Annotated in this window: 14 protein-coding genes; 6 read left to right on the top strand and 8 right to left on the bottom strand. The window is 59.0% G+C overall.

What is annotated here, in order from left to right; genetic code table 11:
- Window positions 1–13 precede the first annotated feature (13 nt).
- A complete protein-coding gene (locus tag K3727_02940; GenBank protein ID UWQ91779.1) occupies window positions 14–262 on the bottom strand; it encodes a DUF2798 domain-containing protein in 249 nt (82 codons plus the stop codon).
- Window positions 263–313: 51 nt separating this feature from the next.
- A complete protein-coding gene (locus K3727_02935) occupies window positions 314–1,075 on the bottom strand; it encodes a TIM barrel protein (GenBank protein ID UWQ91778.1) in 762 nt (253 codons plus the stop codon).
- 231 nt (window positions 1,076–1,306) lie between these two features.
- Here K3727_02935 and K3727_02930 point away from each other — a divergent pair, with 231 nt between their 5' ends.
- Window positions 1,307–2,197: a DMT family transporter gene (locus tag K3727_02930; protein UWQ91777.1), complete on the top strand. Its 891-nt coding sequence runs from the start codon at window positions 1,307–1,309 to the stop codon at window positions 2,195–2,197.
- A 47-nt stretch (window positions 2,198–2,244) separates the two neighbouring features.
- Here the strand turns inward: K3727_02930 and K3727_02925 are convergent, their stop codons facing one another.
- Complete coding sequence (locus K3727_02925; protein UWQ91776.1) at window positions 2,245–2,820, bottom strand: DUF1285 domain-containing protein; 576 nt, start codon at window positions 2,818–2,820, stop codon at window positions 2,245–2,247.
- A 64-nt stretch (window positions 2,821–2,884) separates the two neighbouring features.
- On the opposite strand from K3727_02925, the gene K3727_02920 reads away from it, so the two are divergent.
- The 4 genes from K3727_02920 to K3727_02905 are packed head-to-tail and all read left to right on the top strand — an operon-like array spanning window position 2,885 to window position 9,571.
- Window positions 2,885–3,892: a MoxR family ATPase gene (locus K3727_02920; GenBank protein UWQ91775.1), complete on the top strand. Its 1,008-nt coding sequence runs from the start codon at window positions 2,885–2,887 to the stop codon at window positions 3,890–3,892.
- Window positions 3,889–4,767 (top strand): DUF58 domain-containing protein, encoded by an 879-nt coding sequence (locus tag K3727_02915; protein UWQ91774.1) that lies wholly within the window; start codon window positions 3,889–3,891, stop codon window positions 4,765–4,767. The genes K3727_02920 and K3727_02915 overlap by 4 nt, the downstream gene beginning before the upstream one ends.
- A complete protein-coding gene (locus tag K3727_02910) occupies window positions 4,764–7,526 on the top strand; it encodes a DUF4159 domain-containing protein (GenBank protein ID UWQ91773.1) in 2,763 nt (920 codons plus the stop codon). Before K3727_02915 ends, K3727_02910 begins: the two co-directional genes overlap by 4 nt.
- On the top strand, window positions 7,523–9,571 hold the full coding sequence (locus K3727_02905) for a hypothetical protein (GenBank protein UWQ91772.1): 2,049 nt from the start codon (window positions 7,523–7,525) through the stop codon (window positions 9,569–9,571). The genes K3727_02910 and K3727_02905 overlap by 4 nt, the downstream gene beginning before the upstream one ends.
- Window positions 9,572–9,670: 99 nt before the next feature.
- On the opposite strand, the gene pbpC is transcribed toward K3727_02905, so the two are convergent.
- Both pbpC and K3727_02895 read right to left on the bottom strand, forming a co-directional pair.
- Complete coding sequence (gene pbpC, locus K3727_02900) at window positions 9,671–11,671, bottom strand: penicillin-binding protein 1C (GenBank protein ID UWQ93251.1); 2,001 nt, start codon at window positions 11,669–11,671, stop codon at window positions 9,671–9,673.
- A 35-nt stretch (window positions 11,672–11,706) separates the two neighbouring features.
- Complete coding sequence (locus K3727_02895) at window positions 11,707–17,142, bottom strand: alpha-2-macroglobulin family protein (protein ID UWQ91771.1); 5,436 nt, start codon at window positions 17,140–17,142, stop codon at window positions 11,707–11,709.
- 153 nt (window positions 17,143–17,295) lie between these two features.
- On the opposite strand from K3727_02895, the gene K3727_02890 reads away from it, so the two are divergent.
- Window positions 17,296–19,494: a response regulator gene (locus tag K3727_02890; GenBank protein UWQ91770.1), complete on the top strand. Its 2,199-nt coding sequence runs from the start codon at window positions 17,296–17,298 to the stop codon at window positions 19,492–19,494.
- On the opposite strand, the gene yaaA is transcribed toward K3727_02890, so the two are convergent.
- The 3 genes from yaaA to K3727_02875 all read right to left on the bottom strand — a co-directional run bounded on the left by yaaA (window position 19,495) and on the right by K3727_02875 (window position 22,720).
- The gene (gene yaaA / locus K3727_02885) at window positions 19,495–20,268 is read right to left on the bottom strand and encodes a peroxide stress protein YaaA (GenBank protein UWQ91769.1); all 774 of its coding nucleotides are present in this window, start codon (window positions 20,266–20,268) and stop codon (window positions 19,495–19,497) included.
- Window positions 20,269–20,300: 32 nt separating this feature from the next.
- Window positions 20,301–22,340, bottom strand: a complete 2,040-nt coding sequence (gene recQ / locus K3727_02880; protein UWQ93250.1) for a DNA helicase RecQ — start codon at window positions 22,338–22,340, stop codon at window positions 20,301–20,303.
- A 92-nt stretch (window positions 22,341–22,432) separates the two neighbouring features.
- Window positions 22,433–22,720, bottom strand: a complete 288-nt coding sequence (locus K3727_02875; protein ID UWQ91768.1) for a YggT family protein — start codon at window positions 22,718–22,720, stop codon at window positions 22,433–22,435.
- Window positions 22,721–22,748: the final 28 nt, after the last annotated feature.

Genomic DNA, 22,748 nt, shown 5'->3' with positions numbered 1-22,748 from the left:
TTGCGAAACAGGCTCACCCCTGGCGGGGCTGTTGCTGGGGTTGCTGCACCAGTTTGGACACAAGCTTGCGCACATGCGGCGCTGCCAGAAACGCCACGAGAAAAGCGATTGGCCAACTCACCGACCAAGCCCCCATCCAGCTGGAAAACAACTGCGCTCCGAATCCCATGTTCGTGAATGTCGCCACACCAGTAACGATAAAGGACATCAATCCCGACAGAATCAGGCTGAACACCAATTGAGAATAACGCGCAGGGATCATTTCCGGCTCCTGTGTGGTTTTTCAATCATATGCAATTTTTGGAATAACAATTCAAGCCAATCCTCGCATCCAGCCCAGGGACTCTTGGGTTGTTCTGGTGCTGGGGGTATATTCCGCACTGACCCAGCCTGAATATCCACTGGCATCAATGGCGGCAAACAAGGTCGGGAAATCCACCGGACCGCGTCCGGGTTCAGATCTGTCCGGTGCGGCACCAATTTGCACATGCCGAACCATAGGTGCAAACCGGTCCCAAATTCCGGCTGCATCGCCGTGTATGACCTCGGCATGGTAGGCATCATATTGCAAGCCCACATTGGGACGGTCCACAGCATCCAACACATCGGCGGCCAGCGCATAGTCGTTCAAAAAATAGCCGGGCTGATCGTGTTCATTCAGCGGTTCGATCGTGAATTTTTGGCATGGATATGTCTCGGTAACCCAGCGCAGGTTTTTCTCGAACACCTGCTGCGCGGCAGCGCCTGACTGATAGCCGGCCATGATGTGAATTAGTCCGGGGTTCAACATATCTGCATAGCGCATCACCCGGCGCATATCGCTTTGGAACCGGGCCTCGCCACCAGGAACTGCCGCAAATCCGGGCGCACCACCGGTATAGTTGGGCGGTGGTGCATTGATCAGAACAAGTTCGAGACCGTTGGCCAACAAGGCCCGCAATGTGTCCTTGGCCGCGATTTCATACGGAAACAGGATTTCGACAGCATCAAAACCTGCATCGGCGGCAGCTGAAAATCGGTCGAGATACGGAAGCTCGGCAAACAACAGGGAAATATTGGCTGCAAATCGTGGCATGTCTTTCAATCCTGTTGACTCTAGCTTTTGACATACCCTGACCTGCCCCATTCAGCCAAGAGACTGAAAACGACCAAATGTCGGTTTCCCTTCAGACACTGGTGCGAATCTTCTCTTCGCTACACGAATTGCCCCCAAACGCAGAAGTTCAGCATGAATTTGCAGTCAAACAGATCCGCACAGCCTAATCTAGCTCCCTCTCATTCGCGAACAGCCGTTGCGGGAAACCTGATGGCGGGTCTGTCCATGATGACTTGGGCGATCGGGTTTCCTGTCGCCGAGTTGTTGCTGCAAGATTGGTCGCCGTTGTTTCTGATCACCGTGCGGATGACGCTGGCCATCGCTTTGATGATCCCGGTCTGGATGATCATCGAAGGATTGCCCCTGTTGAGCTCGAAACAGATCATCAAGGGGTTGATCACAGGCGGAATTGGATTTGGGGTCGGCGCGCATATGATGTTGGTCGCACAGGATCTGACCGATCCGGTAACCGTTGCCCTGATATCGGCCACAGCCCCGGTGGCGGGTGCTCTGCTGGAAGTACGCGCGGGCACCCGACGTATATCGATTCGGTTCATGATTGGTCTGGGCGCGACCGTCGCCGGAGGGTTCATCGCCACAAATGGCCTGCCCTCCGGGCAATTGGGACTGGGTGCCGCCTATGCGGTTGGGGCAGTATTTTTGTGGACTTGGGCCAGTATGGCGGTCAATCGCGACCTGCCGATGCTGGGTCCCATTGGGCGATCTACCCTGACATTCACCGGAGGTGCAGTCGCCTTGTGGATTATGGCAGTCGGCACTTTTCTCAGTGGAGCGCTGGTGTTGCCGAGCGAACCAATCAGTTGGGAACAAATCCAACTGTTGTTGATCTATACCGTCATCGCGATGGCCATCAGTCAGGTGCTGTGGATTGCATCAGTGGGCAAGCTGGGCGTGGCCCTGGCCTGCTTCCACATGAACCTGACGCCTTTCTTTGTCATGCTGATCATGGTTGGTTTGGGTGCTGGCTGGTATTGGCCCCAGGCCTATGGAGCCGCTCTGGTCGGGATCGGTGTTTTGATCGCGCAGAAAAAACGACGCCAAGCCCCGCCCGAGACCGAAGTTATTTCACACACTCCGTAAGGCCCCAGAGACAGAACGGGACAGCACCAATACCAGAAAGATCAAAATCAGCCCAGTTCCTCTGACCGGATGATCGCAAAGAACTGGCCCGACGACCAAACCCCGAACCACCCGTCGTGATGCGCGCCCAGATCGACAAGACGGTAAAAACTCTTGCGATCAATCAGCGCCTCCAGCCCATCCCGTATGTGCACATAGGGCGATGGTTCCCCGGTCTCCGGATCACGAACAACCCGAATTTGATGGTCCGGTCCCGCCACGGCAGTGTCGCCCACATGGGTGGAAAAGGTCAGAACCTGCGCGGTTCCGTTCCCCTCGGGTTCAAAATCAACCGCCACAAATGGGGCGTCATCAACTGTGATTCCCACCTTTTCAACCGGGGTAACCAGAAAGTATTTGCCATCTTCCAGCTTGAGAATCGACGAAAACAGTTTGACCAGCTCAAACCGTCCTATTGGGGTGCCCAGATAGAACCACGTCCCATCCCGGGCGATCCGCATGTCCAGATCTCCGCAAAACGGTGGGTTCCACAGATGCACCGGCGGAAGTCCGCGGCCCTTGGACGCCTTTATTGACGCCGCTATGCCATCTGCGGAGGGAGTAACAGCTTTTTGTCCACTCATTGTTTTTGCCATTTCGTCTGAGCGAGTTAGAGTTACAACATATATCTCCTGCCGAGGAAAAGTCATGTCCCAACCCGACAATCTTGTTGAAGAAATCGAAACGCTTGAAGCGAAACTGGCCGAAGCCAAGTCCAGCATCACCAAGCGGTTCATTGGACAGGAGCGGGTGGTAGACCTGACACTGGCCTCTTTGTTGTGCGGTGGGCACGCGTTGTTGATCGGTTTGCCGGGGCTGGGCAAGACACGGTTGGTTGAAACCCTGTCGACAGTGATGGGCCTGGACGGCAACCGGATTCAGTTCACTCCCGATCTGATGCCTGCCGATATTCTTGGGTCCGAAGTGCTGGATACAGGCACTGACGGCAGCCGGTCTTTCCGGTTTGTCCCCGGACCTGTGTTCTGCCAACTGCTGATGGCCGATGAAATCAACCGCGCCAGCCCCCGAACGCAATCGGCACTGTTGCAGGCCATGCAGGAGCGCACAGTTACTGTTGCCGGGCAGGATCGTCCGCTGGGAATGCCGTTTCACGTGCTGGCAACCCAAAACCCGATCGAACAGGAAGGCACCTACCCCCTGCCCGAAGCCCAGCTGGACCGGTTTCTGGTGCAAATCGACGTCGATTACCCCGACCGCGATACCGAACGCGACATCCTCCTGGCCACAACCGGTGTGACCGAGGCCGAGGCCAGCGCAGTTTTCACCTCGCAGGAATTGCTGGCAGCCCAAACTCTGCTGCGCCGGATGCCAGTAGGAGAGTCCGTCGTGGACCTGATCCTGGATCTGGTACGCGCATTCCGCCCGGACGAGCCGGGCGTATCAGACCGTGTCGCTGAGACCGTGGCCTGGGGCCCCGGCCCACGCGCCGCACAGGCATTGATGCTGACGGTGCGCGCCCGTGCGTTGTTGCAAGGGCGCCTGGCCCCCAACGCCGAAGACGTCATCGACATGGCCCGCCCGGTGCTGAGCCATCGGATGGCATTGAACTTTGCCGCCCGCGCCCGCGGCGACAGCTTGGCCGATCTGATCGAAACCACCGCCGCCAGCCTGTCCCGGACCGAGGTCGCAGCGTGACCCAACCCGCGCCATCCCTGCGTCAGCGCGCCGAATCCGAAGCCAGCCGACTGCCACCCCTTTTGGCGCGGGCCGAACGGTTGGCCGGATCGGTTTTATTGGGCGAACATGGGCGTCGACGTGCAGGATTGGGGGATGATTTCTGGCAATATCGCCCGGCGCAGCCCGGCGATAGCCGCCGTTTGATCGACCATCGCAGATCAGCACGAGGCGATGTTCAATATGTACGCGAACGCGAATGGCAGATCGCCCAGTCGGTAATGCTGTGGGTCGATCAGGGAGCCTCGATGCGGTTTTCATCATCCGGGAACCTGCCGGACAAGATGGACCGTGCAAGACTGTTGGCGCTGGCCACAGCAATCATTCTGATCCGCAATGGAGAACGCGTGGGGCTGACCGGCACCACTTTGCCGCCGCGCCGGGGCAATGCCCAAATCCTGCGACTGGCCGAACATTTCGCCACCGCCGAAGACACGGACTATGCCTCTCCTGAACATCGCGCAATGATTCCGCATGCGCGCGCCGTGTTCCTGTCAGATTTTCTGGGTGATTTTGGTGAAATCCAATTGGCGTTGACCAAGGCGGCAGACCGCGGGGTCCACGGCGTCCTGTTGCAGGTTCTGGATCCTGACGAAGAGAGCTTCCCGTATCAAGGGCGCACAGTCTTTCAAAGCATCGCAGGCTCTGTTCAGCATGAAACCCTGATGGCGGCGGGTCTGCGTGATCGGTACCTGGACCGGCTGGAGCAGCGCCGCGATGCGCTGGAGCAATTGTGCCGTGCCACGGGATGGCGGTTGGGCAGACATCATACCGGCGATACCGCCCAAACCGCATTGCTATGGCTGCATCAGGCCCTGGGAGGGAGCACGCGATGACCACCATTGCCGGCCTCGGATTCACATCACCCTGGTTGCTGCTCGCGCTCTTGGCGCTTCCTATTCTGTGGCTGCTGTTGCGTGCGACCCCACCCGCCCCGATCCGGCGGGCGTTTCCAGCTGTTACCATGCTGGTTGGGTTGCAAGACGATGAATCAGTATCGGACCGCACCCCGTGGTGGTTGCTGTTGCTGCGCATGGCAGCAATCGCTTTGGCAATCATCGGTCTGGCCGGGCCGATCCTCAACCCGACGAGCCGCGACCAGGGCAGCGGACCCTTGCTGGTGTTGATGGACGCAACCTGGGCCGGAGCCGACGGATGGGACACACAAATTGAACGGCTGGAAACACTGATGACTGATGCCGGTCGCGCCAACCGACCGGTCGCCGTTCTACAAACCACAGCACCCAATGCGGCCGAGTTTCTGTCTGCCAATGTTTGGCGTTCACGCCTGCCGGGACTGTTCCCTGCCGCCTGGCAACCCGATGCGGATCAAATCACTCAAATTCGAACCCATCTGGAGAATATCGAAGACAGCTTTGATACCTTTTGGGTCAGTGATGGACTGGCGTACCCAGGACGTCAGGATCTGATCGAAATTTTGCGTGCCAAGGGCAATCTGCGGGTCTTGCAAACCGGCAAGCCGGTGATGGCCTTGCGTCCTGCCCAATTTGTCGACGGTCAGGTTTCGCTAACAGCTCTGCGGGCCACTCCGGGATCTGCTTACAGCACGTCTGTTCTGGCGCAGGGAACGGATCCGAATGGAACGGCGCGGCTGTTGGCATCTGCAACGGTAAACTTCGCCGCAGGCGAAACCCAGGCCACGGCCACTTTGTCGTTGCCACCGGAGTTGCGCGCCCGGATCACTCGGTTCGAACTTCAGAACCGTCGCAGCGCGGGTGCCGTTGCTCTGACCGACGACAATTTGCGCCGCCGTGAAGTCGCATTGATTGCCGGGCGCGAACAACGGGAAGGTTTGGAGCTGTTGTCGCCTTTGCACTATCTGCGTCAGGCGCTGGTCCCGACGACGGATCTGTTGGATGGCACCATAGCCGAACTGATCCCGGCCAATCCCGATGTCATCGTGTTGGCCGATGTCGCGCGGGTTTCGCCGACCGAAGCTTCGCTCTTGATCGACTGGATCAACGCGGGCGGCACGCTCCTGCGCTTTGCCGGACCCCGGCTGGCCGCCTCAGAAGTGTCCCGACAGGAGGAAGACCCGCTGTTACCCGTGCGCCTGCGCAGCGGCGGTCGCAGCGTCGGTGGTTCGATGAGCTGGGGCGAGCCCAAAACGCTGGCTCCATTTGCGCCAGAGTCACCCTTTTTCGGCCTTACCGTCCCGGCCGAAGTGTCGGTTTCCTCGCAGGTGGTCGCACAGCCTGATCCGTCCCTGGCTGACCGGGTTCTGGCCGAACTCAGCGACGGGACTCCGTTGGTTACACGCAAGATATCGGGACAGGGGCAAATTGTTCTGTTTCATGTCACCGCCAATGCAGAATGGTCAAACCTGCCCATTTCTGGACTGTTTGTAGACATGTTGGAACGTTTGGCCGTATCCAATTCCAATCGACAGCCAACAGCCGAGGATCTGGACGGGACCACCTGGACACCATCGCAGATTCTGAACGGTTTTGGACAATTGCGCGATGCCAGCGCGCGGCCCGGCGTAGCGGGTCCTGATCTGGTCAGCAATTCTTTGGGCCCTGATCTTCACCCCGGTCTCTATGAAACCAACAAACGCAAACTGGCGCGCAATGTGATGTCGTCGGACAGCCAACTGACTCAGGCGCAATGGCCAGCCGATACCGTGATCGAAGGCACCACACAGTCTAGCGAACGGCCCTTGGGCGGTCCGGTTCTAGCTGCGGCGCTGGTTTTATTGGCTTTGGATGTCGTTGCAGCCCTGGCGCTGTCGGGCAAACTGGCGCTGGCACGGGTGGCACTGATCCTGCCCTTGATACTTCCTCTGGCGTTCCCCCCAACACAAGCAAAAGCCCAAACGGATCTCACGGACACTGCCGCTGCAAGCGAGTTGATCCTGGCCCATGTCCTGACCGGCAATCGCGACGTGGACCGGGTTGCGCAGGCTGGGTTGATGGGGTTGTCGGATACCCTGTTCTTTCGCACATCCATCGAACCGGCCCCCCCTGTAGGTGTGGACCTGGAAAAGGACGAACTGTCCTTTTATCCGCTGCTCTATTGGCCGATCACCCCGGATCAGACCACACCTTCGGATGAAACCTATGCCCGTCTCAACACGTATCTGCGCGCTGGCGGGATGATCGTCTTTGACACGCGCGACGCCAATGTCGCCCGCTTTGGTGCCTCCAGCCCAAACGGACGCAAGCTTCAACAACTGGCGCGCCCGCTGGATATTCCACCGCTGGAACCCCTGCCCAGCGATCACGTACTGACCCGAACCTTTTATCTGCTTCAGGATTTTCCGGGGCGATACAACGGATTGGATGTCTGGGTCGAAGCCGCCCCCCCTGATGCGGAACAGGTCGAAGGCATGCCATTTCGCAATCTCAACGACGGAGTAACACCGGTGGTGATCGGCGGGAATGATTGGGCTGCGGCCTGGGCGGTTGCCAATGACGGGCGTGCGCTGTTACCGGTCGGGCGCGGCTATGCCGGCGAACAGCAGCGCGAACTGGCCTTTCGGTTCGGCGTCAATCTGGTCATGCACGTGCTGACTGGCAACTATAAATCGGATCAGGTTCATGTCCCTGCTCTGTTGGACAGGTTGGGCCAATGACATACGGAACGATCCTGTTTGCCCCATTGTTGCCCTGGCCAGTTTTGATCGCTCTGGGGCTCCTGTCCGCGGCTGCCGTTGCATTGGCCGCCTGGCGCGGATTGACCGGCTGGGCGCTTCGGGCGCTGGGGGCGGGTGTGCTGCTGGCCGCGTTGGCTGGGCCAGTTTATCAGACCGAAGATCGTGCTCTGCTGGATGATATTGTCGTCATGGTAGAAGACCAGAGTGCGTCGCAGACACTGTCAGATCGCGCCCAACAGACCCAAACAGCCGCGGATGCGCTGGCCGCCGACATCGAGGCCCGCGCTCGGACCCAGCTGCGGCGTGTTGTGGTAAAGGACAGCGCTGATGACGCGGGAACCACTTTGATGACCACCTTGGCCGAAACCCTGGCCCAGGAACCTAGGGGCCGCATCGCAGGGGTGGTTGTCCTGTCGGATGGACGGGTTCACGACATGGCCCAGATGCCGGACCTGCCCGCCCCACTTCACTTGTTGCAAAGCGGTCGCGCCACGGACTGGGATCGCCGCCTTGTGGTGCGAAATGCCCCCGGCTTTGCCATTATTGACGAAGCGTTTTCCCTGACCTTGCGTATTGAAGATCAGGGCAATACCCCAAATCCCGCCCCTGTGGCAAAATTACAGATGTCGATGGACGGCGGTCCGCCGCAGATCCTCGAAATGCCAATCGGGCAAGACGTCGAACTGCCCGTCACGCTGCCGCACGGCGGGCGCAACGTATTGCAGTTTACGGTGCTGCCCACCGAAACAGAGCTGACGGATCGCAACAACACCGCCCTGGTGCAGATCAACGGCGTGCGGGACAGGCTGCGGGTGCTGCTGGTATCGGGCGAGCCCCACGCAGGCGGTCGGACCTGGCGCAACTTGCTGAAATCCGACAGCTCGGTCGATTTGGTGCATTTCACCATCTTGCGCCCACCGGAAAAACAGGACGGTGTGCCCGTGGACGAGCTGTCTTTGATCGCGTTTCCGACCCGCGAGCTGTTCCTCGAAAAGATCGACGATTTTGATCTGATCATCTTTGATAGATACAAACGCCGGGGGATCCTTCCCGCAATCTATCTGGGCAATGTTGCAGAATATGTCGAAGCGGGCGGCGCAGTATTGGTGGCGGCCGGGCCAGATTTTGCCACCGCAGACAGCATCTATCGCTCTCCGTTGGCACCGGTTGTACCGGCCCGTCCAACCGCGCGGGTGATTGAACAGCGCTATACGCCACAGGTCACCGATTTGGGCAAACGCCATCCGGTGACCGCAGACCTGGGCGTATCCGAAGATTGGGGGCCGTGGTTGCGTCACATCGAAGTTGACGAACCCGTCGGACATGTCGTTATGACCGGGGTCGACGATCTGCCACTGTTGGTTCTGGATCGCGTCGGTGAAGGGCGAGTGGCGCTGTTGGCGTCGGACCATGCCTGGCTCTGGACACGGGGCTATCAGGGCGGCGGGCCACAGCTCGATCTCTTGCGGCGTCTGGCGCATTGGATGATGAAGGAACCCGAGTTGGAGGAAGACGCCTTGTGGGCTGAAGCGACCGGCCACCGCATGAGGATCATCCGAAGAACTCTGGACGACAATGTGGGCCCGGCGCAGATCACCCGGCCAGACGGTGAGATTGAAACTCTGGACCTGGCTCCCACGGCTCCGGGGCATTTCGAAGCCCCCTATGAAGGCTCAATGATCGGTCTGTATCGCCTGGATCAAGACGGACAATCCGCCGTCATCGGTCTCGGCCCCGCGGCCCCACGCGAATTCGAAGAAACTATTGCGACATCTTCTATGATGGCACCTGCAGTTTCCTTGCACCGCGGCGGCGCAGTGACGCTCGAGGACACCCCCCGCCCTCGCCTCAGGTCCGTTCGTCTGGGCCGACCTGCGGCCGGGCGCGGCTGGATCGGCCTGACCCCGCGCAATGCTTATGAAACGCGCAACATTCGCCAGACCAATCTATTGCCTGCTTGGCTGGTCCTGCTGTTGATGTCAGGATTTATCCTGCTTGGATGGTTGCGCGAAGGACGTCGCTGAGTTGGGCGTTACAGTACCGCTGCAAGGGCCGACCCGGGCAGCGGTCGGCCCAAGGGGCAGGCAAATCCCGCCGGGCAGGAGCCTTTCGGCCTCTCTAATTTATCTGATTTGCACCCGAACCCGGTCCGTCCGCCCCGCCCGGTCAACAACGACCAATGTCGAAAACCCCTGACCCGAGGTCGGAACTTCGAACGCATGGCTGCGCTGATTGGTCATCACCGGCACGCCATCCGCCATCACCAGAAACGGTGTCTGACCGCCTTGCACCTTGAGAACCAGGCCAGTTTCACCAACAGCCAGAATGGCTCCATCGGGCGGGAATACCAGCTTTGGTCCCTCATCGTCCGCATCCGAAAAAGCAGCATTGCGAGACCTGAAACGCCGCAGCGGTTGCGGCAGCTCCGCTGATCCCAAAATGAGTGTCGCAGGTGGTGGCGGTGCAAACGGCTCCAGATCAGGTTTCAATCTGGAAAAAGCCTCGAACAAAACCGGCGCTGCCAATTCAGCGCCAAAAGCACCAGGAACAGGCGTCCCGTCTGCGCGCCCCATCCACACGCCAATAACATGACGCCCGTCCCATCCAATTGCCCATGTGTCGCGATGGCCATAGGACGTCCCGGTCTTGTAGGCCAAAACCCCGGCACGTCCCCCTGGCGGCGGCGAGAGATCACGCAGGATATCGCCCAGATGCCAGGCGGCCTCGGGTGACATCAGACGTCCCCGGGTGACCGGCCTGGCCAATTGATCAACCCACAGACCTGGTCCCTGCCCGCCTCTGGAAATTCCTGCATATAGCTGCACCAGATCCTGCAGGCTGACCCCGACTCCGCCCAGCGCGATGGCCAACCCTGGCGCTCCACCGGGCAAATGCGGGTCTGCCCCAGCCCGGCGCAATGATGCCATGATCCGCGGTGCGCCCAATTCATGTGTCAGTTTCACAACCGGGATATTCAGCGACAATTGCAACGCCTCGCGCACACGCAAGTCGCCGCGAAACACCCCATCGAAGTTGCGCGGAGCATACCCTTCAAAGTCTACCGGCCCATCGTGGATCAGCGTTTCCGGGTGTACCAGCCCCTGATCAAAGGCCAGCCCGTAAATCAACGGTTTGAGCGTCGATCCGGGCGAGCGTACAGCCTGGGTCATATCGACAAATCCCTGGCGTCTGCGATCCACATAGTCGGGGGATCCGACCGAAGCCAGGATCTCTCCGGTCTGGTGGTCTGCGACCAAAATCGCCGTTGATACTCTGCGCCCGGCGTGATGCGCAGCCGATCTGGCCACCTGCTCCACCTGCGCCTGAACAGCAACGTCGATTGTCAAATCAACCCGCTGGGCCTCGGGATTGTGTTGTCGCAAGCGGTCCGCCAGATGCGGTGCAAACATGGGAAAGCGGCGCATTTTTGCAGGCATTGCTTCGCGAACCGCGGCAGCATGCTCGGCCTGATCCAGCACCCCGTATGTTTCCATCCGGGCCAAAACCCGGTTGCGTGCATCGGCAGCAACCCTGGGAAAGCGATCAGGACGGCGGCGTTCCGGAGATTGCGGCAGCGCCACCAGCAGCCCGGCCTGTGCCGCCGTCAAACGCCCGGGTTCCTTGCCAAACCATGCCAGCGTCGCAGCGCGTATTCCTTCGAGATTGCCGCCATAGGGCGCATGGGTCAGATACAACGTCAGGATCTGTGCCTTGCTCAACCGCCGCTCCAGCGCCAGAGCCACCCTCATCTGGCGAAGCTTGCCATTCCAGCGTCCGGTTGATCCGTTCTCCAGCAGGCGCGCCACCTGCATGGTCAGGGTCGACCCCCCAGACACCGCCCGCCGATTCCACACGGCCTGTCCCACCGCACGCACAAGCGCCAACAAATCGACACCCGGGTGATCATGGAACCGCTTGTCCTCATATCGGATCAGCATAGCGACAAACCCCGGATCGACCCATTCCGGACGCACGGCCAGACGCATGATCCCGGTCTCGATGGGATAGGCGCGCAGCAGCTTTCCGTCCCGGTCGCGCACCTCGACGGATGTCTCGGACAAGGTCACAGGCAATTGCGTCACCTCAACCCAGCGATCCAGCCCCAAAATGGCGCACCACACCATCACCGAAACTGCGGACACTATGGCAATGCGGCGTTTCACCGAACGATCACCCGTCCGGTGCCTGTGTGCGCCCGGTAGACGGGGCGGTACATATCTTCGACCGACGCCGCGGGGTGATGAAACGCCCCCGGCGTGACAGCCCGAGCCACATAGCCCAACGTCACAACATCGCTGCCACGCCAATCCACAGCAGCCAGAAACCGATCAGACCGGAATTCTACGTGGGTGGCCTCGGACAAATTCAACCAATCCAGGTCACGCAGGTCGCCGGACCGCAGCAGGTTGGGATTGTCGATTTCAATTCCCGCCGGAAGCGGATCATTGATCATCAATCGTGCCCCAACGCTTTCATGTGGGGTGACCCGCAGAACCGTGACAAGTCGTTCTCCCACGGCAAAATCGCGGCGGTCAATCGGAACCCCCTCGAGGGTAAAATACAGCCGTTCCAACGTATACCCAGTGCCACCGGCATCCAGCCCGGTTTCAGACACACCCAGGGTTGTCAGGGTAATGTCGGTTGCCTGCCCGGATGCGGCCGAAATCAGCACCCCCTGCCCCGGGGCCTGTCCGTCCATCACCTGCACAAAGGGGCCATCGACCGGATTTCCATCAACCAGCACACCGGATTCCTCGGGAGTGTTGATCAGCGACTGTGCCGCCAAAAGAGACCACGCCGCCTCCTGCGTAGAAAGTGGTCCTGATGCACGGGTGACCCGGTTGATCAGAAAATCGCGATTTACCGCAGTGCTGCCGGCATCAACGGCCAATGAGAGAACCCCAGCGGTGTCTCGCAAACGCGTGCCATAGTCGACCCGCCAGATCGGTTTGCCACTGACCGCGCGGTTCAGCAGAATGGCAGCATGGGAAAACATGCGATCTGCGCGGGTCTGATCTCCGTAAAACGCCAACGCCGCCCCCAGCTGAGCCGCAGCCAGCGGTGTGTCAAACCCTTCGGCCTTGACGTCCACGTAGTAGCGTAGATCTCCCATTGACGCGGCACCTTCACGCGCCAGAACCATCAGCGCATAGGCGATATCTTCGCCACCCGTGTCAAAATCCGGGGCATAGTTTACCCGGTTCCGCAGATTGTCCATCGCCTGCGCAAACGCGCGTTCGGGCACCTGATGCCCCTGCGCACGGGCACGGCTCAGGAAGTCGCTAACATAAGCGTCCAGCCAGAAATCGCCGCTTTCAGCGCGCCACAAGCCAAAACTCCCATTGCTGGCCTGGCGGGTCAGCACACGGTTGATGGCATCCCGAATACGTCCATCAACCTTGGGACCATCGCCCAACCCGCTCGCCTGTGCCAGCGAGGAAAGATAGAGCAGAGGCATCGCTTTGGATGTCACCTGTTCGGTACAGCCATATGGATAGCGGTCCAATGCGCTCAACAGGCCCGGTGCATCAAATTTGGCCAGCGGCCCTGCCGAAATCACGGCCCGCGCGCTTCCTGGGCGCAACCCGGCGAATACGTCTTGGGTAAAGGCAAAGCTGTCACCAGATGCGAGCGTAAACCGGCGCGTCTGGGCCACCTCAGGGTCATTGGCCCGCACTGGTAACCGCAGAGTCTGACGGAACGCCTGACCATCCGGCGTGACCAAAGTTACCAACACTTCGGGATCACCGACGGACTGGGCAGCGACCGGCACCTCCAGATTGACTTTGCCGCCCGAATCCAGTGTTACAACTGATGGCACAGGGCCAAGCAACAGTTCGTCGCCGGCACTGACCACCAATTGCATATCCCCGGTGGGTCCATCCGCATGGACGATCTCCAGCAAAGCGCGGCTTTGATCTCCAGGAGCGAGAAACCTGGGCAGGCTGGCCGTGACGACCACGGGATCGCGCACCAGCATATCGGCTTCGGCCTGACCAACAGCCAACCCGGACCAGGCGACCGCCATCAACCGCACCGTGCCGTTGAATGCGGGCAGATCGAGCGGTATTTCAACAATGCCGTCAGCATCAACCTGAACCGCACCGCTGAACACCGCCATAAGATCCTGTGTTGGCGGCGGTGATTGCATCCGCATGGCGTTGTCCTGATCCCCACCTGACCGAACCAGCCCCAACGCACCATTGCTGGTGTCGATCAATCGGCCATAGACATCACGCAGCTCCATGCCCAGACGCCTCTGGCCAAAGTAATAGGCGGATGGATCCGGGCTTTGGAACCCCGTCAGGTTCAGAATGCCCAGGTCCACAGCCGAAACGGTCATCCAGACCTCGTCCCCCGGAGCTGAACCGGAAACCGACACCCGCGCCTTCTGTTTCTGTCGTGGGCGTGCCACCTCAGGCACATCAATGGAGACTGTCAGGCTTTGCCCCTGTTGGGTCACCGCGGCATGGGCCAGACCCAGCGTTCGCACCGGCGTCTGCCCTGTGGCGTGATCACCCGGGCGAACCACCATCGCTGACACATAAGCGCCTGCGCCCCAGTCCTCGGTCACCTCCAAAGGGATTTCCGACGCGCCCTCCGGTACCTCAATCGCCTGACGCGAGATCAATCGGTCCGACATGACCGAGATCAACGCCGTCCCTGCCGACCGCGACACGATCCGCAAACGCGCGGTATCGCCGGGCACATAGATGTCGCTGTTCAATGACAGTTCCAACTGATCTGGAGTTGCTGAACTGTCGCCTGGTGCATACCAGCCCGCGTAGAAATCGACAGATCCCACCACATGCGGACCATCGGTACGTTCCACCACCAGTTCGTATTGGCCCCACTCTACCGGATGCGACACGCGCAAAGGCCCAGCGTCCAGAACGCCCTGTCCCGTGGCGATCCGTGTACGACGGGTGATCGGTTCCCAATTCCAATTGCCGTGCAGCTGGTACCACTGATACCGGGTCTCGATGCGATTCAACGTCCATACCACCTGTATCGGCATCGGCTCCAGCGTGGGAGACAGAGCGATCACTTCAAATCCGGCCTCGGTGCCTTCGGAAAAAACATCGTCAAACAAAGGCTTGATCCCGATCACTGGGGCCGAGGAGCGCACCGGGGCCTCTATCATCCGCTCGACAGGGCGGGCAGATCCATCTGCGACGCGGGTGATCACGCGGGCCGTAAGCGGCTTGCCTTCGGCGGCCCCTTGCGGGATCTCTACCGGCAGGATCGCAACGCCATCAGCATCGGTTTCAAAGCTGCCAAAATAACTGCTCTGGGTGGTTGATGGCCCATCATGGCGACCAAACCGATACCCAGGCCATCCCTGGACCGTTTCGGCGGCGCGCAATGACACCTGCCCCTCGACCTTGAGCCCGGCACCCGGCGCACCGAACAAATACCGTGCCTGGACTCTCAGATCCACAGCGTCCCCTTCGGTCAACTGCTGCGACGCCAGCGATTGGTCAAAATCGATCCGTTCTGGCAGGAAGTCTTCGACGAGGATCTGCCGGCTGGCCAATGCCGGCGCTTTTGGGTCGGTTTTGAGATCCAGCCGCCACGTTCCACGCGGCGCAGTGACGCCGACAGGAAGATCAAACACATGACCGCCCATCCGCCCCCCATCGGACACAACACGGCTGTATTCCACACCATCCGGGCGGCTGAGAATCGCAATCAGCGGCAACCCTTCGATAGCGCGAGCGCGCCCATCCCGGGTCAGCGCGGTGACATGAATCACCTCCCCCGCACGATAAGCACCGCGATCCGTTGTCATGAAGACATCCACCGGCCCAGCAGGGTTGCGCCCTTCGACCCCGCGGTCAGACAGATCAAATGCCGGGTCGATCAGCGACAGGAAACCCAGGTCGCTATCGCCCTGCCGCGCGATCAACATCGCTGGTTCCGATCCGCCCGTACCCCGGATCAAACCGGGATCAAACCGAACCGACCCGGCGGCATCCGTCTGTGCCGTGGCCAGCACGGCATTGGTCCGGCTGATCAGAGAGACCTTGACATCTGGCCGAGCCGCCGCATCGCCAAGCCCCAGCACCTGGACATGCAAACCATCGGTGCCCGACATTGAGCTTATTCCCAGATCGGACAGCACGAACCATTGGGTGGCTCCCGGTTGATCATACGGATCTGCACCCGGAATTGTCGCGGTCAGCGCGTATATTCCCGCGGGTTGCCCGGCAATCGCCTCGGCCATAGGGAGACGCGTGGTCAGATCCCGGTTCAACTCGGTCTGAACTTTGGCCGTACCGCTCCAAACGTCTTCGGCAATGGTGTTGGTGAATTCTTCTTCCTGCCAATAGGACAACGGTCGCCCGAAATACCCCTCCTGCATGGCCCGCAACAGGTTGCGATCACTGACCCGGCGCAGTTTCAAATCCAGGTCCGTCAGGTTCACGGTTTCGACTGGCAGCGCTGCCTGGGCGGATTTCGCCAATACATAGGACCGCCCCGGAAACCGCACTGCCGGAGAGCGATCGCGCACATATTGGGTCAGATCGACATCTTTAAAGAGTGTTTCACTGCTTTCTGCAGGCAGTCCCGAGCGCAACGTCAACCGATACCGGTTGCCATGTTTCACACCTTCGACACACAGCTGTCGCCCATCTGCCTGCACGACCAGATCAGGTTGTGGCAAACGAACGAAGGGGTCATAATCAACGCCAGCCTGCGCCAATTTCTCTGAAAACTCGATACAGATCCTGGGCGTCCGGGAATCGCTTTCGACCGAGCTGCCGGTTACGCGGAACCCATATTTGCGCACCGCCCGATCCAACGCTTCGCGCACATCCACACGCGGCTGAATACGCTCTGCAACGCGTAACACCGCCAACATGTCCCGCCCACGACCAGAGCGTTCCAACCCTTCGGCCAACATCATCAAGGCAGAGATCTGCCCCCCAGCTGCGGGCGCGCGCAGATACCCGTTGATCGCCGCTCCGACGGCACGGGTGTGATACTCGCGACGCAGAGATGAATTGTCGGTTCGCAACGACAACAGGAGCCGCGCATAATCCACCCACAAATCGGCACGGTCAGAAATCGCGATAGCCCGCCCCGTCAGGCGAATGGCTGCAATCCTGTCATTGGACGCCTCACGTATGCGCGCCGCGTCGATGATTTCTTCGATGTCTAACCCGCCCTGCTGGTGACGGATTCCCAGCTCTATTGCCTGGGTACGAGCAAATGAAATATCGTCCGGGCGCAACATGGGCATCGCCGCTCGACGTTGTGTTCCCGTCTGGACAACGGCACCAACAGTGGCAAGTTTGACAGCCGAAACAGCCCCGACATATTCGGTTTGGTCCTTGACCGCCGATTTGGGGAAGCACGCATTCGACCGTGTGTTAAAGGTAAATCCAACACATTGGGAATTGCCGGCGCAAGCCTGAATGCAGGATTTTAGATTCGTGTCGAACAGCGCCTGTAAATCCGAGCCGTAGTAATCGGTATCGGGCGACGAAAGATAGCGGAAATCAGGGACCGGATTTTCTTGGGCTCTGACCGCTCCCCCGCCCGCCATCACCATAAATAGACACGATAAAATCCAAAAAAAACGCAGCATTTTAGCCTCCGAGCAGATGGAGACAGGCTGACACGACGCCCGCCCATTGGCAACGATTCCCGATTTCAATGGCTTTTAAGCTCTTGTTCACCGGATCAGCCCATGTTGGGGCAGTAATTTGTATCCAAGCGTACCAACACCGGAGCAGCAGGGATGAGCCTTGCCAATAAACTGGCCGACGAACGGCGGGCGCGTCTGGCCGCCGAGCGACTATTAGAATTGAAGCAGGCCGAATTGTCCGCAGCCAATCGTAAACTTGGGCGCCATGCTTTGGCATTGACCAAACAGATTGGGATGACACAGGCCGAAGTTGCCAACGTACGCGATGAAAATGAACGGGTGAAATCCGACCTTCATCAAGCGAATGAAAAGATCGAGATCGCCGAACGCCGTCTCTGGCATTCCATTCAGACCATTCAGGACGGATTCGCCTTTTTTGATGCGGACAGTATGCTGATCGGTGCCAATACCGCCTATATCGGCTTCTTTGACGGGCTTGAAGAAGTCACACCAGGCATTTCCTATATGCGCATTCTGCAATTGATGACCGACGAGGGGCTGGTCAATACAGGGGAGCTGTCGCCCGGCGATTGGCGCGCCATGATGACCGAGCGGTGGCTGGAGCCGACACCGCCGCCGGTGGTTATTCAGATGTGGAACAATCAATACATCAAACTGATTGATCAACGGGGGTACGGCGGTGATGTGGTCAGCTTGGCGCTGAATATTACCTCGACAGTCCGATACGAAGCACAGCTACGGGCCGAACGCGAACGGGCCGAGTCAGCCAATCGGGCCAAGTCTGCATTCCTGGCCAACATGAGCCACGAGATTCGCACACCCATGAATGGCGTCGTCGGTATGGCCGATCTGCTCAGCGATACGCAGTTGAACGAAGAACAGCGCCTGTATGCAAGCACAATCAAAAACTCGGGCGAAGCTCTGTTGGTCATCATCAACGACGTTCTCGATTACTCAAAAATCGAGGCCGACAAGCTGGTTTTGCACCCCGAAAGCTTTGATCTGGAGCGCTGCATCCACGAGGTCGTGATGTTGCTGCAACCTACGGCACGGGACAAAGACATTGCCATGTTGCTGGATTATGACCTGTTCTTCCCGACACATTTTGTTGGGGATCCAGGGCGCATTCGCCAGATTCTTACCAATATTGTCGGCAACGCCGTCAAATTCACTCACGAAGGTCATGTATTGATCCGCGTGACCGGCATTCCCGGAACTGAAAACAGCGACAGTGCCATCCACGTGTCGATCGAAGACACCGGGATCGGCATTCCAGAGAACAAGATCGGCGACATTTTTGGCGAATTCAATCAGGTCGAAGACGATCGGAATCGCAATTTTGAGGGAACTGGTCTGGGGTTGGCTATCACCCAGCGCTTGATCGAACTGATGGGTGGTGCGGTCTGGGTCGAAAGCGAGGCAGGAAAAGGCAGCTGCTTTGGGTTCCGAATTCCGTTGCCCATGGCCGAGGGCCCCGAACCCGGGCCTCCCGTCTTGCCAGAAGAGCTGAGACATGTGCTGATCGTGGATGACCTGACCGTGAATCGGGAAATCCTGGAAAAACAGATGGCGCAGCTTGGGGTGCAAACCACATCCTGTTCGTCCGGTGCTGACGCTCTTGCCTTGATGCATGACGGGATTGATCTGGTCTTGAGCGATCACAACATGCCCGACATGGACGGGTTGGAATTGGTGGAAGCCTTGCGCAAAGGGGAGTGGTCAGATGTCCCGTTTTTGTTGCTCAGCTCCAATCCTTCGTTTGCCCAAAACGATCCAGCCCGCGCACTGATCCAAGGGATCATGCAAAAACCCATCCCCCGAGACGAGCTTTATTCCAAGCTGAAAGAGTTGCGCACTGGTACGGGGCAACCCCATTCAAATCACGACCAACAGGTTTCGAATGCCGGCGATTTTACTGAGCATGCCAAGCCGGTAGATCAGCGAATGCGGGTGTTGGCCGCCGAAGACAATCGCACAAATCAGCTCGTGTTCCGCAAGATGGTCAAGGATCTCGACATTGACTTGAAGTTTGCCAACAACGGGATTGAAGCTGTGCAATTGTATTCGGAGTTCGACCCACACGTCATCTTTATGGACATTTCAATGCCCAAAATGGATGGCAAGGAAGCGACGCGTGAAATTCGCGCCCTTGAAAATGGGGATAACAGACATGTGCCCATCATTGCCGTCACCGCCCACGCCATGAACGGTGATCAGGCCGACATTCTGGCGGCAGGCCTGGATCACTATTTGACAAAACCATTGCGCAAGGCCGTCATTCACAACTGGATCAGGGAATTCGACCCGAACACCCCGGAACCAGATTCTTGATCACCCCAAGTCGGCAGGTCGAACAAAAACTGGTTTGTCCTCTGCGGACAGATCCGGACGATAGGCGTAGCCACCGGTGTCGAAATCCAACAAGGATGCCGGATCGGTCAACCGGTTTTGCACGATGTAACGCGCCATCGCTCCGCGTGCCCGTTTTGCAAAGAAACTGACAATCTTGGGGGAACCAGCTTTGTCTTCCATGAAGACCGGCGTCACCACCCGCAGTTTCAAAGATTTGGGCGCAACAGCCCCGAAATATTCCTGGCTGGCACAATTGACCAGAACATCAGTTCCAACCGCGTCCCCTTGGGCATTCAGCGCTTTGCTCAACTGATCACGCCAATAGTCATACAAATTCTTGCCGCGCCGGGTTTTTAACCGGCTGCCCATCTCCAAGCGATAGGCCTGAATGGCATCCAGCGGGCGCAAAACGCCATAAAGTCCGGACAGGATCCGCAAATGCTCTTGCGCCCACTCCATCTCATCCGGCTCCAGCGACCCGGCTTCGAGCCCCATATAGGTGTCCCCGGCAAAGGCAAGCGCGGCCGGGCGCAGGTCCTCAGAACCGGGTTGATCGGTAAATGCACGAAACCGGTCCCGGTTCAATCGGGCCAGATCGTCGCTCAGGTCCATCAGTTTCTTGAGTTCACCAAGAGTGAGATTGCGGGCCGTTTTTGCCAGCCGCTGGGCATCATCCTGAAAGTCCGGTTCGGTGGCGGTCACAGTCCGCTCGGCCCAATCCAATCGTTTCGCCGGGGAAATCACTACCAGCATCGCGCACTCCTGATTTACAGTCTGACAGAGACTTAGCCCGCCTCTCGCAACACGTCCAGAAAGGCCGCACCGAATCTTTCGGTCCGACGCTCTCCCAACAGGCGTTCCATGCCTTGTTCATCATCTGGGCGCAGTTTTGCAACCTTGGCCAATTGCGCCGCCGAACAGCTGAGCGGTTTGTCGATTCCACCGTCACCACGCGCCAGATCAGCCTGTGCTTCGAGCAATTGATCATAGACTGATCCGGCAGTCCGCCCTGCCAACTTGCGCCGGGCCGGATGCAAGTCCTGAACAGCGCCAACAATCACCTCAAGAAACAAGGACCCATAGCGTTCCAGCTTTTTCGCCCCCACACCACTGATCCGCGCCATCGCATCCATGCCATCGGGGCGACGCTCTGCCATCTCGATCAGGGTGCGATCAGGAAAAATGACATAGGCGGGCACCCGAGCGGATTCGGCCAATGCCCGGCGCTTGGCCTTGAGTGCCGACAGAAGCGGCGCGTCCTCATCCGAAACCAACGCTTTGACGGCCGGGCGGCGGGCGGCCTTGCGGATCGTGTCGCGGCGCAGTTCGATGGAACCTTCTCCCCGCAGGATCGGCAGGGCGGCTTCGGTCATGCGCAGCGCGCCGTGGCGTTCCGGGTCCGGCCGCACCAGATCGTGCCCCATCATCTGCCGGAAAATCGCCTGCCATTGGGGCCGAGTATACGCCTTGCCCACGCCGTAGGTCCGCAATTGGTCATGTCGACGCGCGCGGATCTTGTCAGTTTCATTGGCTGTGAGAATATCAATCAGGTGCCCCGCGCCGAACCACTCTTCGGTCCGTAAAATTGCCGACAGCGCCATACGCACCGGTGTGGTCCCGTCAAAGACCTCGGCCGGAGTATCACACAGGTCACATTTGCCGCACGGCTCAGAGGTCTCGCCAAAATACCCCAACAGGGTCTGCCGGCGACAGCTCAACGCCTCGGCAAGCCCCAACAACGCGTTCAATCGGGCATGATCGGCCGCACGGCGTTCGGGCGGGGCCAACCCTTCGTCAATTTGCGATCGACGCAGGCGAATATCGTCGGGTCCAAACAGGGTCAGTGTTTCTGCAGGGGCACCATCACGCCCAGCGCGTCCGATCTCCTGGTAATAGGCCTCGATGGATTTGGGCAGATCCGCATGGGCAACCCAACGGATATCGGGTTTGTCGATTCCCATACCAAAGGCAACCGTGGCCACCACGATCAACCCATCCTCGCGGGCGAACCGAGTTTCGACGATACGACGGTCTTCAGCCTCCATTCCGCCGTGATAGTGACAGGCGCTGTGGCCATCGTCGCGCAGGGCGGCGGCAAGCGCCTCGGTCTTGTTGCGGGTGCCACAATAGACGATTCCGGATTGGCCGCGGCGGGCTTCGGCAAAATCAAGGATCTGCTTGCGCGGTCCATCCTTGGCCCCAAAGGCCAAATGAATATTTGGTCGGTCAAATCCTCGCAGAAACTTGCGCGGGGCCGCGCCATCGAACAGCTTCTGGACAATTTCGTCTTGGGTTTCGGCGTCTGCCGTGGCGGTAAAGGCAGCCAAAGGCACATCCAATGCCCGTCGCAATTCACCAATCCGCAGGTAATCAGGGCGGAAATCATGTCCCCACTGGCTGACACAATGGGCTTCGTCCACGGCAATCAGGCTGACACCGATCCGGCGCAGCATTCCCATCGCTGACCCGGCTGCCAACCTTTCGGGTGCCATGTACAGCAGCTTGAGTCGTCCGGCCTCCAAGGCCTCCCAAACAGCATCGGTTTCTTCGGGTGTATTGCCGGACGTCAGCGCTCCGGCAGCCACACCTGCTTCTTGCAGACCGCGTACCTGATCCCGCATCAGCGCGATCAGCGGCGAAATCACAATTGTTACCCCGTCACGCAGCAAGGCCGGCAGCTGGAAGCAGAGGGATTTCCCACCCCCGGTGGGCATGATGGCCAGAACGTTCTGACCATCTGCAACCGCATCAACGATGTCCTCCTGCCCGGGGCGGAAGGCATCGAATCCGAACACGTCACGCAAAAGCGGGGCGGCGTCTAACATCATCAAAGGGCCCGTTTGAGTAAGATTTTTTCTATCTGCTCTTATACAGGCACCCTCTCACACTAAGAATCAGGGAACAAGAGGTGGATGGATCAATAGAAGGCGGCGATATTGTTCACCAGGATGATCCGCAGCGCATAAACGCCAAGCAGAACCGCCAAAGGTGCCAGGTCAATCCCGTTCACCTGCGGCAGAACCCGGCGAACCGGCGCATACATCGGCTCAAGTATCCGGTTCAGGCCATACCAGACCTGGGCTACGAATTGCTGACGAAGGTTCAGCACCTGAAAATTGATCAGCCAGCTCATGATTACATGCGCAATGATGAAAAACCAGACAACGTCCAGAATCAGCATCAGAATTTGAAACAGCGACATCATGAGCGTTCTTCCTCTTTCACGTGAACGA

This window comes from Rhodobacteraceae bacterium M382 (genome assembly GCA_025141015.1).
In the GTDB taxonomy this organism is placed as follows: domain Bacteria; phylum Pseudomonadota; class Alphaproteobacteria; order Rhodobacterales; family Rhodobacteraceae; genus Aliisedimentitalea; species Aliisedimentitalea scapharcae.
Note: the sequence above shows the minus strand (reverse complement) of the source record. Positions and strands in the feature narration are given on the sequence as shown.

Bases quoted from the DNA above. Each gene is read 5' to 3' on its own strand.
- K3727_02940 (UWQ91779.1), bottom strand. From the start codon at position 262: ATGATCCCTGCGCGTTATTCTCAATTGGTGTTCAGCCTGATTCTGTCG.
- K3727_02935 (UWQ91778.1), bottom strand. From the start codon at position 1,075: ATGCCACGATTTGCAGCCAATATTTCCCTGTTGTTTGCCGAGCTTCCG.
- K3727_02930 (UWQ91777.1), top strand. From the start codon at position 1,307: ATGGCGGGTCTGTCCATGATGACTTGGGCGATCGGGTTTCCTGTCGCC.
- K3727_02925 (UWQ91776.1), bottom strand. From the start codon at position 2,820: ATGAGTGGACAAAAAGCTGTTACTCCCTCCGCAGATGGCATAGCGGCG.
- K3727_02920 (UWQ91775.1), top strand. From the start codon at position 2,885: ATGTCCCAACCCGACAATCTTGTTGAAGAAATCGAAACGCTTGAAGCG.
- K3727_02910 (UWQ91773.1), top strand. From the start codon at position 4,764: ATGACCACCATTGCCGGCCTCGGATTCACATCACCCTGGTTGCTGCTC.
- K3727_02905 (UWQ91772.1), top strand. From the start codon at position 7,523: ATGACATACGGAACGATCCTGTTTGCCCCATTGTTGCCCTGGCCAGTT.
- pbpC (UWQ93251.1), bottom strand. From the start codon at position 11,671: ATGGTGTGGTGCGCCATTTTGGGGCTGGATCGCTGGGTTGAGGTGACG.
- K3727_02895 (UWQ91771.1), bottom strand. From the start codon at position 17,142: ATGCTGCGTTTTTTTTGGATTTTATCGTGTCTATTTATGGTGATGGCG.
- K3727_02890 (UWQ91770.1), top strand. From the start codon at position 17,296: ATGAGCCTTGCCAATAAACTGGCCGACGAACGGCGGGCGCGTCTGGCC.
- yaaA (UWQ91769.1), bottom strand. From the start codon at position 20,268: ATGCTGGTAGTGATTTCCCCGGCGAAACGATTGGATTGGGCCGAGCGG.
- recQ (UWQ93250.1), bottom strand. From the start codon at position 22,340: ATGTTAGACGCCGCCCCGCTTTTGCGTGACGTGTTCGGATTCGATGCC.
- K3727_02875 (UWQ91768.1), bottom strand. From the start codon at position 22,720: ATGATGTCGCTGTTTCAAATTCTGATGCTGATTCTGGACGTTGTCTGG.